General features: G+C 55.2%; 9 protein-coding genes and 1 riboswitch. Of the genes, 2 read left to right on the top strand and 7 right to left on the bottom strand.

Features of this window, described 5'->3' with window-relative positions; all coding sequences use genetic code 11:
- Positions 1-49: 49 nt before the first annotated feature.
- Positions 50-2,434 (bottom strand): LPS assembly protein LptD, encoded by a 2,385-nt coding sequence (gene lptD / locus H7A81_RS07185; RefSeq protein WP_182057105.1) that lies wholly within the window; start codon positions 2,432-2,434, stop codon positions 50-52.
- Between the two features lie 181 nt (positions 2,435-2,615).
- On the opposite strand from lptD, the gene djlA reads away from it, so the two are divergent.
- Positions 2,616-3,428, top strand: coding sequence for a co-chaperone DjlA (djlA, locus tag H7A81_RS07180; RefSeq protein ID WP_058959353.1), 813 nt, complete (start codon positions 2,616-2,618; stop codon positions 3,426-3,428).
- A 67-nt stretch (positions 3,429-3,495) separates the two neighbouring features.
- Here the strand turns inward: djlA and rluA are convergent, their stop codons facing one another.
- From rluA to polB, 3 genes are all read right to left on the bottom strand, one after another.
- Complete coding sequence (rluA, locus tag H7A81_RS07175) at positions 3,496-4,155, bottom strand: bifunctional tRNA pseudouridine(32) synthase/23S rRNA pseudouridine(746) synthase RluA (protein ID WP_182057104.1); 660 nt, start codon at positions 4,153-4,155, stop codon at positions 3,496-3,498.
- A 20-nt stretch (positions 4,156-4,175) separates the two neighbouring features.
- Positions 4,176-7,082, bottom strand: a complete 2,907-nt coding sequence (gene rapA / locus H7A81_RS07170; RefSeq protein ID WP_182057103.1) for an RNA polymerase-associated protein RapA — start codon at positions 7,080-7,082, stop codon at positions 4,176-4,178.
- Between the two features lie 152 nt (positions 7,083-7,234).
- Entirely contained in the window at positions 7,235-9,595 is a 2,361-nt protein-coding gene (gene polB / locus H7A81_RS07165; RefSeq protein WP_182057102.1) for a DNA polymerase II, read from the bottom strand.
- 166 nt (positions 9,596-9,761) lie between these two features.
- Between polB and H7A81_RS07160 the strand changes: the two genes are divergently transcribed.
- Positions 9,762-10,526 carry a DedA family protein gene (locus tag H7A81_RS07160; RefSeq protein WP_166934030.1) on the top strand — a complete coding sequence of 255 codons (765 nt, stop codon included), beginning with the start codon at positions 9,762-9,764 and terminating at the stop codon, positions 10,524-10,526.
- Here H7A81_RS07160 and thiQ read toward each other — a convergent pair.
- Genes thiQ through thiB form a run of 3 tightly spaced genes read right to left on the bottom strand, consistent with a single transcriptional unit; the run spans position 10,523 to position 13,780 of the window.
- Positions 10,523-11,224 carry a thiamine ABC transporter ATP-binding protein ThiQ gene (thiQ, locus tag H7A81_RS07155; protein WP_182057101.1) on the bottom strand — a complete coding sequence of 234 codons (702 nt, stop codon included), beginning with the start codon at positions 11,222-11,224 and terminating at the stop codon, positions 10,523-10,525. The two genes, H7A81_RS07160 and thiQ, sit on opposite strands and share 4 nt — an antisense overlap.
- Positions 11,208-12,794 carry a thiamine/thiamine pyrophosphate ABC transporter permease ThiP gene (gene thiP / locus H7A81_RS07150; protein WP_182057100.1) on the bottom strand — a complete coding sequence of 529 codons (1,587 nt, stop codon included), beginning with the start codon at positions 12,792-12,794 and terminating at the stop codon, positions 11,208-11,210. Before thiP ends, thiQ begins: the two co-directional genes overlap by 17 nt.
- On the bottom strand, positions 12,794-13,780 hold the full coding sequence (thiB, locus tag H7A81_RS07145) for a thiamine ABC transporter substrate binding subunit (RefSeq protein ID WP_182057099.1): 987 nt from the start codon (positions 13,778-13,780) through the stop codon (positions 12,794-12,796). Before thiB ends, thiP begins: the two co-directional genes overlap by 1 nt.
- A 47-nt stretch (positions 13,781-13,827) precedes the next feature.
- Positions 13,828-13,922: riboswitch (TPP riboswitch) on the bottom strand.
- Positions 13,923-13,931 lie beyond the last annotated feature (9 nt).

Raw genomic sequence — 13,931 nt, 5'->3', positions numbered from 1 at the left:
ATCCATTGTTGTTTCCGCACTGCGGGATAGCCTGTCAAACATCACAACATCAGAAAGCGCGCTGGTAAGGGATGATGCCCTGACGCAGCATTTCATTGGTGCCTAAGCCATAGTTAGAACTCAGACCACGTAGCTCAATGTTGAATGAGATTTGGTTGTCGTACTTACTGTCGTTGTTTTCCCAACCGTTGATCTTGCGCTCGTAACCCAGACGAATGGCGTAGCAGCACGAGCTGTACTGCAGGCCTACCAGTTGTTCAGCCGGACGACTGTTGCGGGTATCGTAGTAATAACCGCCGACCAGTGACCAGGCATCAGCAATTGGCCAGCTCGCGGTAGCACCGACTTGTGAAATCCCTTTTTCGTAAATTTTGCGATAATTAGGATCGGTAACCAGTGTTGAGCCGCTGAGTGCCTGAGCGACATACTCAGGGCTGCTATAGCGGTAGCTCAATTGCACCATACGATCGGTATCCTGGCGGTACTCCAGAATGGCATTACCCTGAGATACATTGTCAAGACGTGTATCATATTGAATGCCACCGCGCGCGCCCCAGCGATCGCTGATTTTCCAATAGGTGTCACCAGCCCATACCAGGCTGCCGGTGTCATCATCATCATTTGTCTGGTTTACGCCGGTACGAGACGGGGTAAACGAGTAGATTTGACCCACAGAAACGTTAAAACGTTCAACCAGATCGTTATCATAAATTCGCGTGGTCACACCGGTTGAGAGCTCGTTAGCCGACGCGATGCGATCCAGGCCGCTGTATGTACGGTCGCGGAACAGTCCGGTGTAGTCGGTTTGCAGCAATGTCGAATCGTACGGGTAGATATTGCTCTGGTTGCGATAAGGGATATAAAGGTACTGAACACGCGGTTCCAGCGTTTGCGTATAGCCCGGTTCCCAATCCATATCGCGGTCAAACACCAAACGTCCATCCACTTTGAACTGAGGCATGGTTCGGTTGACTGAGTTTTTCAACTGTCCGCTGGCACTGTCTGCATCAACATTATTGTTGTAGTTTTCGATGCCAGTCTGCTGATAGTGAGTTGCCAGGAGTTTTGCTTCGGTGTCCAGACTTGCCCAGCCGTTGGAAAGTGGCAAGTTCAAGGTCGGTTCGATATGTAACCGTGTTGCCTCTGGCATACGGCTATTTACGTTGGTGAATTTCACCGCCTGCGCATAAACATGTCCATCAAACGGTCCTATATCGTTCTGATAAAAATTCAGATCGAGTTGAGGCATTGCACGATAAACATTGGTGGTATCTGTCGTACCAAATACCTGGAAATCTTTGGTCGACAGTGTGGCGTCCCAATTGGTATCAGCATAACCGAAGCTAAATTTCTGAGTCGCGTAGCCATCCGTCGAGCTGTAGTACTTCGAATCAAGATCGTTGAAGTAGTAGGGATCGCTGACCTTGGTATAGTTGGCATTAAAACGCCAGTGCTGCTCATATACCCCAGCATGCTGCCAGTAGAATAACCAGCGATCAGAACTGGCATCCTGAGAGATGCCACGCACCGATTTGTCGTTGTCGTACTGCTGATCGGACGGCAGATAATCCAGTTCCATCAAACCGGCACCAAACACGGTCAGATAGCGGAATTCGTTCTGCAATTGCAGACCACGTTTGCTCATGTAATGCGGCGTAATGGTGGCATCGGCCTGTGGCGCGATGTTCCAGTAATACGGCAGCATAAATTCGAAGCCGTTGTTACTACCGTACTTCGCATTCGGGATCAGGAAACCGGAGCGACGGCGATCGCCAATCGGTAACTGCAAATATGGGCTGTAAAACACCGGCACATTGCCGAGTTTAAAGCGGGCGTTCCAAATCTCCGCCACTTCTTCCTGACGGTCCTGGATCACTTCAGAACCGACCACGCTCCAGCTATTAGAGCCGGGCAGGCAAGAGGTGAAGCTGCCGTTTTCCAGAATGGTATAACGGTTGTCGCCACGTAGTTTCATCTGGTCGGCAACACCACGGCCCTGACGGCCCACCATCTGGTAATCACCGTTCCACACGTTGGTGTCTTTGGTGTTCAGATTGGACCACGCTTTCGGACCTTTCAGGATGACCTGGTTGTCGTCATAGTGCACATTACCCAGCGCATCCACGGTACGCACTGGCGTGGTCTGTCCATCCTGCTGACGCTGATGCAGTTGCATCTCATCGGCACGTAAGCGGCTGTTGCCCTGCTGCACATCAACATTGCCCGTGAATACCGCGTCATTCGGGTAGTTACCCTTGGCCGAGTCAGAGTTGATGGTGACAGGCAGGGAATTGGTGTCGCCGCTGACCAGCGGACGGTTGTAGCTCGGCACGCCCAGCATACATTGCGACATAAGATCGTCGGCGAATGACTGCTGACTGTAGAGCGCTGCACCAATCATGGTTGCCAGCAGGGTAGGTATCTGTTTTTTCATACGCGGTTCGGGATTTCCATGAGAACGGGCATCATGCCGACAATCGGCTCAGAGACTAACTTACTGCCCGGCGTTGTGCCAGTGTTAATCCTTGTCTGATCGCGTTGCTGTTAGGCACTGAAGTAAATGAAAGGTATGATAATGCAATTTTCAGCCGCAAGCATGGCGAATTGAGGAGTTTATGCGCTACTGGGGAAAAGTTATTGGTCTGGCTCTCGGCTTACTTTCCGGAGCAGGCTTCTGGGGCATTGTACTGGGTCTGATCATTGGTCATATGTTTGACAAAGTGCGCAGCGTAAAAGGACAGGGCTATTTCGCCAATAATCAGGCGCGACAGACGCTGTTTTTCAGTACCACTTTTCAGGTGATGGGTCATTTGACCAAGTCAAAAGGGCGCGTCACCGAGGCAGATATCCAGATTGCTTCCTTATTTATGGATCGTATGCAACTGCATGGCGATGCCCGCATGGCTGCGCAGCGTGCTTTCCGCGAAGGCAAGCAAAGTGACTATCCGCTGCGGAATAAATTGCGTGAACTGCGCAGCGCCTGTTTTGGTCGTTTTGATCTGATTCGGATGTTTCTGGAAATTCAGATTCAGGCGGCATTTGCTGACGGTTCGCTGCATCCCAATGAACGCCAGGTGCTGTATGTAATCGCGGAAGAGCTGGGCATTTCGCGGGCACAGTTCGATCAGTTCCTTCGCATGATGGAAGGTGGGCAACAATTTGGTGGCGGTGGCTCCTCTTATGGCGGTGCTTATCAACAGGCGAAACGCGGACCGACGCTGGATGACGCCTGTAGTGTGCTGGGGGTAAAAAGCAGCGATGACAGCACCACCATTAAACGCGCTTACCGTAAGCTGATGAGTGAGCATCATCCGGACAAACTGGTGGCGAAAGGGTTACCGCCAGAAATGATGGAGATGGCGAAGCAGAAAGCGCAGGAGATTCAGGCGGCTTACGATTTGATTCGTAAGGAGAAAGGATTTAAATAGCCTGGAACGTTAAGATTGAATTTGAAAGGGCCGTCATGACTGACGGCCCTTTTTTATGACCTGCAGATTAAAAATCTGCTGGCTGCTTAAACGTCATGCTGTTGCCAAACGCCGGATGGGTAATGGTTAATGACTCCGCGTGCAGTTGCAGACGCGGCGCCATGCTCAGTGCTTCTTCATGGGCATAAAAGCGGTCGCCCAAAATCGGGTGACCCAGCGCCAGTAGATGCACGCGCAGCTGGTGCGAGCGCCCGGTAATCGGTTTAAGCCGCACGCGGGCACTGTTGCTCGCTTCGTATTCCAGCACCTGATATTCGGTCTGCGCGGCTTTACCGTTCTCGAAGCACACCATTTGCTTAGGGCGATTAGGCCAGTCGCAAATCAGCGGCAGATCGATCAATCCCTCTTCCGCCGCAGGATGGCCCCACACGCGTGCCACATAATACTTAGATGGCTCACGTTCGCGGAACTGCCGCTTGAGCTCTCTTTCCGCAGCCTTATTCAGCGCCACCACGATCACGCCGCTGGTGGCCATATCCAGCCGATGCACCGATTCCGCCTGGGGGAAATCACGTTGAATGCGCGTCATCACGCTATCTTTGTGCTCCTCCAGCCGGCCTGGCACCGACAACAAGCCACTTGGCTTGTTGACCACCATAATGTGCTCGTCCTGATACAGAATATGTAACCAGGGTTCGAGCGGCGGATTGTAGGCTTCCATCAACATGTCGTAGCGGCCTTCAGCGATTATTGGTGCGTAACGACGATCAGACGCAGTGCGTCCAGACGCCAGCCCGCATCACCGAGGCTCGCCAATACCTGCTCGCGATTGCTTTCCAGCGCTTCAACCTCATCATCACGGATGTTGGGGTTGACCGCTCGCAATGCTTCAAGACGTGACAGCTCGGCACTCAGTTTCTCATCCGCCTCGACTTTCGCCGCTGCGATAATCGCCTGTGCTTCCGGAATCACCACTTTCTCAGCCTGCGTCAGAATCTCATGCACTTCCTGCTGCACGGCATTGACCAGTTTGCTGCCGGTGTGACGATTCACGGCGTTCAACTGACGGTTAAAGCTTTCAAACTCCACTTTGCCTGCCAGGTTGTTGCCCGTCCGATCCATCAGCAGACGCACCGGCGTTGGCGGCAGGAAGCGGGTGAGTTGCAGGCTTTTCGGAGCCTGCGCTTCAACCACGTACACCATCTCAACCAGCAGCGTCCCCACCGGCAGCGCTTTGTTCTTCAGCAGTGACAATGCACAGCTGCCGGTGTCGCCGGACAGGATCAAATCGAGACCATTACGGATCAGCGGATGTTCCCAGGTGATGAACTGGGTGTCTTCACGCGACAGCGCCTGGTTACGGTTGAAGGTCACGGTGCAGCCATCTTCCGGTAAACCTGGGAAATCCGGCACCAGCATATGATCGGATGGCGTCAGCACGATCAGGCTGTCACTGCGGTCTTCCTGGTTGATGCCGACGATATCGAACAGGTTAAGCGCGAAGTTAACCAAATCGGTGTCGTTATCCTGTTCGCCGATAGCATTCGCCAGCGCCTGCGCTGCTTCGCCGCCGTTGGAGTTCAGCTCCAGTAAGCGGTCACGCCCCTGCTCCAGCTGCGCTTTCAGCGTGTCGTGCTGTTTACGACTCTCTGCAATAAACTCATCCAGCCCCTGTGGATTCTCAGGTGCGGCGAGGTATTCGATTAACTTGCTGTATTCGCTGTCATAAATGGTGCGTCCAGTTGGACAGGTATGCTCAAACGCATCCAGGCCTTCGTGGTACCAGCGCAGCAGCACCGCCTGGGCGGTTTTTTCCAGCCACGGCACCAGGATCTGAATGTCGTGCATTTGGCCGATACGGTCGAGACGGCCAATACGCTGTTCCAGCAGATCCGGGTTAAACGGCAGGTCGAACATTACCAGGCGGCTGGCGAACTGGAAATTACGGCCTTCAGAACCGATCTCCGAGCACAGCAGCACCTGCGCACCTTCTTCTTCTGAAGCGAAAAATGCCGCAGCACGGTCGCGTTCCAGAATGGATAATCCTTCGTGGAACACTGCAGCACGAATACCTTCGCGCTCGCGCAGCACCTGCTCCAGTTGCAGCGCAGTGGCAGCCTGAGCGCAAATCACCAGCACTTTCTCTTTACGGTTGCTGGTCAGGTAGCCCATCAGCCACTCAACGCGTGGGTCGAAGTTCCACCAGGTACCGCTATCACCTTCAAATTCCTGATAAATCTTTTCCGGATACAGCATGTCACGCGCGCGTTCTTCTGCGCTCTTGCGCGTGCCCATAATGCCGGAAACTTTAATCGCGGTTTGATATTGCGCAGGCAGTGGCAAACGAATCTGGTGCAGTTCGCGTTTCGGGAAGCCCTTCACGCCGTTACGGGTGTTACGGAACAGCACGCGGCTGGTGCCGTGGCGGTCCATCAACATCGAGACCAGCTCTTTGCGTGCGTCTTCTTTGCCTTCACGATCGCTGTTCGCCACCTGCAGCAGCGGCTCGATGTCCTGTTCACCGATCAGGTCATTGATCAGGTTCATCTCTTCTTTGGTGATAGCCTGATCGGCCAGCAACGAACTCACCGCATCAGCCACCGGGCGATAGTTCTGCTGCTCAGCCACGAACTGGCTGAAGTCGTGGAAGCGATTCGGATCGAGCAGACGCAAGCGAGCAAAGTGGCTTTCCAGACCCAGCTGTTCCGGCGTGGCCGTCAGCAGCAATACGCCTGGCGTTTTTTCCGCCAGCTGTTCAATCACCTGATATTCACGGCTTGGCGCCTCTTCGCTCCAGGCCAGATGGTGAGCTTCATCGACCACCAGTAAATCCCAGTCGGCATCAGCCAGTAATTCCAAACGCTGCTTATTGCGACGCACGAAGTCTAGCGAGCAGATAATTAATTGCTCGGTTTCAAAAGCGTTATCGCTGTCGTGCTGGGCTTCGGTGTAGCGGTCGTCATCAAACAGGGCAAAGCGCAGGTTGAAGCGGCGCAACATCTCTACCAGCCACTGGTGCTGCAGCGTTTCCGGCACCACGATCAGTACGCGATCGGCACGACCGGCCAGCAGCTGTTGCTGAATAATCATCCCGGCTTCAATGGTTTTACCCAGGCCCACTTCATCCGCCAGCAACACGCGTGGCGCATGACGACGGCCAACATCATGGGCGATATGCAGCTGATGCGGAATCAGGTTGGTGCGCATGCCGCGCAGGCCGCTGATCGGCAGGCGATACTGCTCACTCTGGTATTTACGCGCACGGAAGCGCAAGGAAAAACGGTCCATACGGTCGAGCTGACCGGCGAACAGGCGATCCTGAGGCTTACTGAACACCAGTTTGCTATCCAGCATCACTTCGCGCATCACCACGCCGCTTTCTTCGGTGTCGAGACGCGTGCCGATGTAAGTCATTAATTCGTTATCGTTGCGGACTTCATCGACGCTCATCTGCCAACCTTCGTGGTTGGTGATGGTGTCGCCCGGATTGAAAATCACACGGGTGACGGGAGCATCATTACGGGCATACAGGCGGTTTTCGCCGGTTGCCGGGAACATCATGGTGATCATGCGGGTATCAATCGCCACCACCGTTCCTAATCCCAGTTCACTTTCCGTATCACTAATCCAGCGCTGACCCAGTGTAAAAACCATATATTTTTAGCTCGACTCTCTGACATGCCATAAAGAAGTTCACCTGCACTCAGGCAATACAACACCGCCAAACAAGAGTTTGGTCAGGGTGTCTATGCGGTGAGAAACAGGAAGGGCGCTATGGTACTGGATGGCAGGGCATTCGTCACCTGTCAAAAAAGCCCCAGCTGCCCGGTAATAAGTGTAGCAAAGTCATCGCCGACGAAGGGTAAAATGCCATCTGCCACCGGTTGTAACTGTTTGGTGACATAGTGATCATAGTCGAGCGGCGTGGTGCGCGCTTCCAGCGGTTCCGGGCCAGCGGTCGCCATCACATAGCGAATGGACCCGCCATTTTGATGCTGTAATGGACGCTGTAATTTCCGATTTTGCTCATCGGCGAGGCGAGCAGCGCGTACATGGGGTGGCACGTTTTTTTCATAATCTTTTAACGGGCGGCGCAGGCGCTTTTTGTAGACCAGTAATTCATCCAGTTCGCCCGCCAGCAGCTGCGCCACGGTCTCACGGATATAATCCTGCCATGGCTCACCACGAAAAATTCGGCCATACAGATTTTGCTGGAACTGCTGCGCCAGCGGTGTCCAGTCGGTGCGTACTGACTCCAGCCCTTTAAACACCAGCCGCTCTGTTCCGTCGCTGCGAATCATGCCGGCGTAGCGCTTTTTACTGCCTTGTTCAGCACCGCGAATGGTGGGCATCAGGAAGCGACTGAAATGGGTTTCGTACTCTAATTCCAGTGCGCTCTCCAGCCCGTAAGTCTGCTGCAGATGTTGCTGCCACCACGCATTGACTTGTTTAGCCAGACGATGACCAATGGCGGCGGCCTCCGCCTCGCTGTGCGCGCCTTTGAGCCAGACAAAGGTGGAGTCGGTGTCGCCATAAATCACATCAAACCCTTCGGCCTCAATCAGCTCGCGTGTTTGCTGCATGATGGCGTGGCCACGCAGGGTAATTGAAGACGCAAGACGTGGATCAAAGAAGCGACAGGCGCTGGTGCCAAGCACGCCGTAAAAGGCATTCATGATGATTTTCAGCGCCTGTGACAAAGGCTGATTGCCGTTGCGTTTAGCCGCTTCACGCCCTTGCCAAATCTGCTCCACAATCGCTGGCAGGCAATGGGTTTGGCGTGAGAAGCGCGCATGGCGAAACCCGGGCACGGAATCGGCATCGTCTGGATGCGCCAGCCCCTCCACCAAACCGACGGGATCGATCAGAAAGGTGCGAATAATGGAGGGATAAAGGCTTTTGTAATCGAGCACCAGCACCGAGTCGTACAGGCCGGGCCGTGAGTCCATCACATAACCGCCGGGGCTTGCTTCGGGTGCCACTTCACCAAGGTTAGGTGCCACGAATCCTGCGCGATGCATACGCGGAATATAAAGATGACCAAACGCCGCCACCGAACCGCCGTGACGATCGACCGCCAGGCCATTGACCGTGGCGCGTTCCAGCAGAAACGGCATGATGGCAGTGTGATGGAAAATGCGCGTCACCAACTCGCAATCTTTCAGGTTGTACTTCGCCAGCGCCGGTTTGTCATGGGCAAAGCGCCAGTTGATCTCTTCCATACGCTGCCACGGGTTATCAATGGCTTTGCCTTCGCCAAGCAACTGACGGGATACAGCTTCGAGACTAAAGGAGGGGAAATCCCAGAAAGCGGACTTCAGCGCTTCAATACCATCAATCACCAACCGTCCTGTGGCTTGTGCGAAGAAGACGCCAGGCTTAAAGCCGTGCTCGCGCCACTCCAGCGCCTGATTTTGGCGTCCTAAGCGCAGCGGAATGCCATAACGATCGGCGTGTTTTTGCAGGACGCGCAGATCGAACTGCACTACGCTCCAGCCGATGATCACGTCAGGATCGTGACGGGCGAACCAGGCATTGAGCTGTTCCAGCAGCTGCGGGCGGCTATCCACATAGATGAGATCGAAATCGAGCGTGCTGGCATCGCCATTGGGTGGACCCAGCATATACACCTGGCGCTGACCGCAGCCCTCCAGCCCGATGCAATACAGCTCACCGTGTTCCGTGGTTTCAATATCCAGCGAAACCCATCTTAGCTGCGGGCGGTAATCTGGATGCGGTTTCAGGCGAGCATTGACCACGCTATCGCCGCGCACCTCGCCGCTGAACCACACCGGCGCAGTGATGAAACGTTCCATCAAATAGCGCTCTGGTGGGCGGATATCGGCCTCATACACCGCGATGCCATTTTCGCGCAGGCGCTTTTCCAGGTTTTGCAGCTGGCGATGGCTACGGCAATAAAGGCCAAACACCGGACGACGGCGGAAATCTTTCAGTTCGAGCGATTGCACACGAATATGCCGCTCGTCACGGATCAACGCTTCGGTTTGCTGGCGGAACTCTTCTGGAATGAAAGCCACGGACTCTTGTGTCGGTAGCACCAGCCGCTGCGGTCCCTGATCAGTCGCCAGCCACAGCACCACTTCGCTGCCGGTTGGGGTATCTCGCCAGTGGCGGGTAAGCAAAAAACCTGCGCGTGGTTCGGTCACGTGAACTCCGGGAAATGAATTGCCTGAAGTATATCATGGATGTTTATACAGTGCCTGTGTGTGGCGACATTGTCAGTACTCTGTCAACATCGTCCTACAATTCTTGCCTTGACGGTTTGGCGCTGGCTCCGGACAATCCAGCCTCTATATTCCGCAGAGGATAGTTATGGAAGCCTGGATTCAACATCTGTTTTCGCAATCGCTGGAGTACGCGCTGATGGCCGTGGCGCTGGTGACCTTCCTTGAGTCACTGGCGTTCGTGGGATTGCTGTTGCCAGGAACCGTATTAATGGCCAGCCTTGGGGCGCTGGTGGGCAGCGGACAGATTGGCCTTTATCCTGCCTGGGCGGCGGGTTTTGCCGGTTGCCTGATTGGTGATTGGGTCTCGTATGGCATCGGCTGGAAGTTTCAGGGGCCATTACACCGCTGGAAATATCTGAAAAAGTATCAGGGCCTGCTGGATAAAACTGAGCACGCGCTGCATGAACACAGCATGTTTACCATTCTGGTGGGGCGCTTCGTCGGCCCGACGCGTCCGTTAATTCCACTGGCGGCGGGCATGCTGGAGCTGCCGGTGCGCAAGTTCCTGCCGCCCAACCTGATTGGCTGTATTCTCTGGCCGCCGGCTTATCTGATGCCGGGTATCCTCGCCGGTGTGGCGATTGATGTGCCGCAGGCCGCGCAAGGCGGCAATTTTAAGTGGCTGCTGTTGCTGGTGGCGTTGCTGGTGTGGATGGGATTCTGGCTGATGTGGCGTTGGTGGCGCAGTGGCAAAACCACTGATTGGGCGACGAAATATCTGCCGCAGGCGCGCTTACGCTGGCTGGCACCGCTGGCGGCGGCTATCGGCGTGGCGGCATTTATCGCTATTCAGTATCACCCGATGATGCCCATCTTCCGCCATCTGTTGTGGAAGGTGTTCTTCGCTTAAGGCTTTTTCACGCCAAGGATGGCCGCCGCTTCACTCTCTCCACTGATCAAGCTCGCGGTGCGGCCATCCCAGTAAATCCGACCATCGACCACCACCAGACTGCGCGGTGCAATTTGCTGGGCATCTTCCAGGCTGTGCGACACCATCAGCAGCGTGATATTGCGGCTTTCACACACCGTACGCACCAGTTGCAGCATCTCACCGCGAAGCGCCGGATCGAGCGCAGAGAAGGGCTCATCGAGCAACAGGATTGGCCGATCGCGCAGCAGGCAACGCGCTAAGGCCACGCGCTGGCGTTGACCGCCGGAAAGCTCGACGGGCAAGCGGTTCAGCATCTCCGCTAACCCGGTCTGCTCAGCGATGGTGGCCAACTGTTGTTGCTGTTCCCGCGTCAGTTTCAGGCCCGGATGCAAACCTAACCCCATATTTTGTTGCACCGTCAGGTGCGGGAAGAGATTGTTCTCCTGGAACAGCATCGACACTGGTCGCGCCGACGGCACGCTGCGCGTGTGATCGACGCCATTCATCATTAGGGTTCCCTGGCTCACTGGCAAAAAACCGCCGATCAGACTGAGCAAGGTGCTTTTGCCTGCGCCGCTGGGACCAAGGATTGCCAGACGTTCACCCGCCTGGGCTTCAAAACGGAAGCGCATTGGCAGATGCTGGTAAAGGTAAGTGAGATTATTCAGTGTCAGCATGACGACCCGGCAGTTTTTCCATCAGAGTAAAGAGCCACAGGCACAGCAATAACAGTAGCAGTGCAGTTACGGCACCGTCTGCGCCGCGGTAAGCGCCAATTTGCTGGAACAGATAGAACGGCAGCGTACGGAAATCGGCGCTGCCAAACAGGGCCACCACGCCGAAATCGCCAATCGACAGCACGCAGGCAAACGCCAGCGCTTGTGCAATGGGCCGCTTCAGCGCGCGCAGTTCAATCAGTTTCAGGCGATTAATACCAGCAATGCCCAGTGATGCGCAGAGCGGGGTGTAGCGAGCGCTGATATCGCGCATCGGGTTCTCCAGTACCTTCATCGCATAAGGGATGGCAATCAGCGCATTGGTGAAAATCACTAAGCCATCGGCGCGCTGCGGCAGGCCGATGGTGGCGTTGAACAGCAGGAAAAAGCCGCTGGCCAGCACGATACCGGGCATCGCCAGGATCAGCATACCGCTTAGCTCCATTGCCTGTGCCGCCACGTTGCGCTGACGCTGACGCAGCTCGCGACTGCTCCATAGCAACATGATGGTCAGCACCACGCACAGCAATCCGGCGCCGATGGCGATGCGCAGTGAAGTGAAGGTCGCTTGCCATAACGCGGGCTGTTGCAGGGCACCTGCAACACCACCGCGCAAGCCATCAACGATCACCGCAGCGAGCGGCGGCAGCAACAGCAGTAGCGCACAGACAATCAGTAGCGTGTCGCCGATCCGGGCATGCCAGCAATCCTGCGGATCACGCCAGCCACGAATATTTTGGCTGCCGGTAGGGATGGCTTTACTGAAACGTTGGCTGAGCAGCACCAGCAGCAAACAGCATCCGAGTTGTAACAGTGCCAGTAGCGCCGCACGGCTGGGATCGTAATCAAAACTCAGCGCCTGGTAGATGGCCAGTTCCAGCGTGGTGGCACGCGGTCCTCCGCCTAATGCCAGTACCGTGGCAAAGCTGGCGAAGCACAGCATAAAAATCAGGGCTGCGGTGGGCAGAATCTGGCGTCGCAGCCATGGCCATTCGACTAAACGAAACAGATTCCAGCCGCGCAGGCCAAGCTGGGCGGCTAACTGACGCTGCTCGCCGGGAATACTTTCCAGCGCCTGTAACAGCATGCGGGTGGCGAGCGGCAGATTGAAGAACACATGTGCCAGTAAAATGCCCTGCAAGCCATAGGGCGAGAAGGTGTAATCAATGCCAGTCAGGCTGCAGAGGTGAGCCAGCCAGCCGCTGCGACCGTAAACACTGAGCAAACCAAATACGGCCACTAAAACCGGCAATACCAGCGTCATGGCACACAGGCGCAGCAGCAGATTACGTCCCGGAAAGCGGCGACGATACAACGCACGTGCCAGCAGAATCGACGGCAGCACCGAGAGCAGGGCAGATAAAAGCGCCTGCTCAAACGAGAAGGCCAGGACGTGGTGCAGATAACTGTCTGACAGCAGGGCGCGCCAGTCAGTGACCGGCGCCGCCATCACTAAGGCGCCAAACGCCAGCAGTGCCACTGCGCACAATAGCAGCGCAACGGCACTTCCAGGAATTAACCAGGCTGGCATTAACGGCTAACGGCTTGTTGCCAGGTGCGAATCCAGTCCGCGCGATGATCGGCCACTTCGGCTGAGCTATATTGCAGCGCATTCGCCGGCACGGTGAGCGACTGATAACCGGCAGGCAGATCGCTTTTGATCACCGGATACATCCAGTTGCCAGTCGGAATGGTCTTCTGGAAAGCTGGCGACACCATAAATTGCATAAACTGCTGCGCCAGTTTGGGCTGTTTGCTGCTAGCGAGCTGTGCAGCCACTTCCACTTGCAGATAATGGCCTTCGCTAAACGGCGCAGCGGCGTAGTTATCTTTCTTCTCTTCGATGATGTGATATGCCGGAGAGGTGGTGTAACTCAGCACCAGATCGCCTTCGCCTTTCAGGAACAGGCCATAGGCTTCGCTCCAGCCCTTAGTGACGGTGACCGTTTTCTGTGCCAGCTTCTGCCAGGCGTCAGGTGCTTTATCGCCATACACTTTTTGCATCCACAGCAGCAGGCCTAATCCCGGTGTGCTGGTGCGTGGATCTTCATAGATCACACGCCACTTTTCCGGGCTTTCGACCAATTCTTTTAGGCTCTTCGGTGGGTTCTTCAGCTTGTTTTTATCGTAGACGAAGGCGAAGTAGCCGTAATCGAACGGAACGAAGGTGTCGTTATGCCAGCTATCAGGCAGTTGCAATTTACTGGTGTTGACGGTGCTTTTCGCGAACAGGCCGGTTTTTTCGGCGGCTTGCACGAGGTTGTTATCGAGGCCCAGCACCACATCGGCTTTGCTGTTTTTGCCTTCCATCCGCACGCGGTTGAGCAATGACACGCCATCTTCCAGCGCCACATAGTTCAGTTCGCAGCCGCATTCGGCCTCAAAGGCTTTTTTGACGGCGGGACCGGGTCCCCACTCTGCAGAAAATGAGTCATAAGTGTAAACGGTGAGAACAGGCTTGGCAGCCAACACCGGGGCGGAGACCAACAGCAACACGGGCAAGACTTTGTTTAACACTTTGCGCTCCTTGAGGAGAAGATAAGGTTGAGCCGCAAAGGATCTGAGTTATCGCTCATCTCAAATCCCTACGCCGGTATGAGCCGGATCAGGTTCGACGGGTTTCTCTCAGCCCAATACCAGGGCACCCCGTTGAGAACGGCTTATTTTA

Origin of the sequence: Pantoea sp. ME81 (assembly GCF_903970985.1) — a bacterium.
Lineage (GTDB): Bacteria > Pseudomonadota > Gammaproteobacteria > Enterobacterales > Enterobacteriaceae > Pantoea > Pantoea communis.
The sequence above is the reverse complement of the archived record's forward strand: the minus strand, read 5'-3'. Positions and strand labels throughout refer to the sequence as shown.

What these genes read in the sequence shown, in the direction of transcription:
- thiQ (WP_182057101.1), bottom strand. Translation starts at nt 11,224, where the DNA reads ATGCTGACACTGAATAATCTCACTTACCTTTACCAGCATCTGCCAATG.
- H7A81_RS07160 (WP_166934030.1), top strand. Translation starts at nt 9,762, where the DNA reads ATGGAAGCCTGGATTCAACATCTGTTTTCGCAATCGCTGGAGTACGCG.
- djlA (WP_058959353.1), top strand. Translation starts at nt 2,616, where the DNA reads ATGCGCTACTGGGGAAAAGTTATTGGTCTGGCTCTCGGCTTACTTTCC.
- thiP (WP_182057100.1), bottom strand. Translation starts at nt 12,794, where the DNA reads ATGCCAGCCTGGTTAATTCCTGGAAGTGCCGTTGCGCTGCTATTGTGC.
- rapA (WP_182057103.1), bottom strand. Translation starts at nt 7,082, where the DNA reads ATGGTTTTTACACTGGGTCAGCGCTGGATTAGTGATACGGAAAGTGAA.
- lptD (WP_182057105.1), bottom strand. Translation starts at nt 2,434, where the DNA reads ATGAAAAAACAGATACCTACCCTGCTGGCAACCATGATTGGTGCAGCG.
- rluA (WP_182057104.1), bottom strand. Translation starts at nt 4,155, where the DNA reads ATGTTGATGGAAGCCTACAATCCGCCGCTCGAACCCTGGTTACATATT.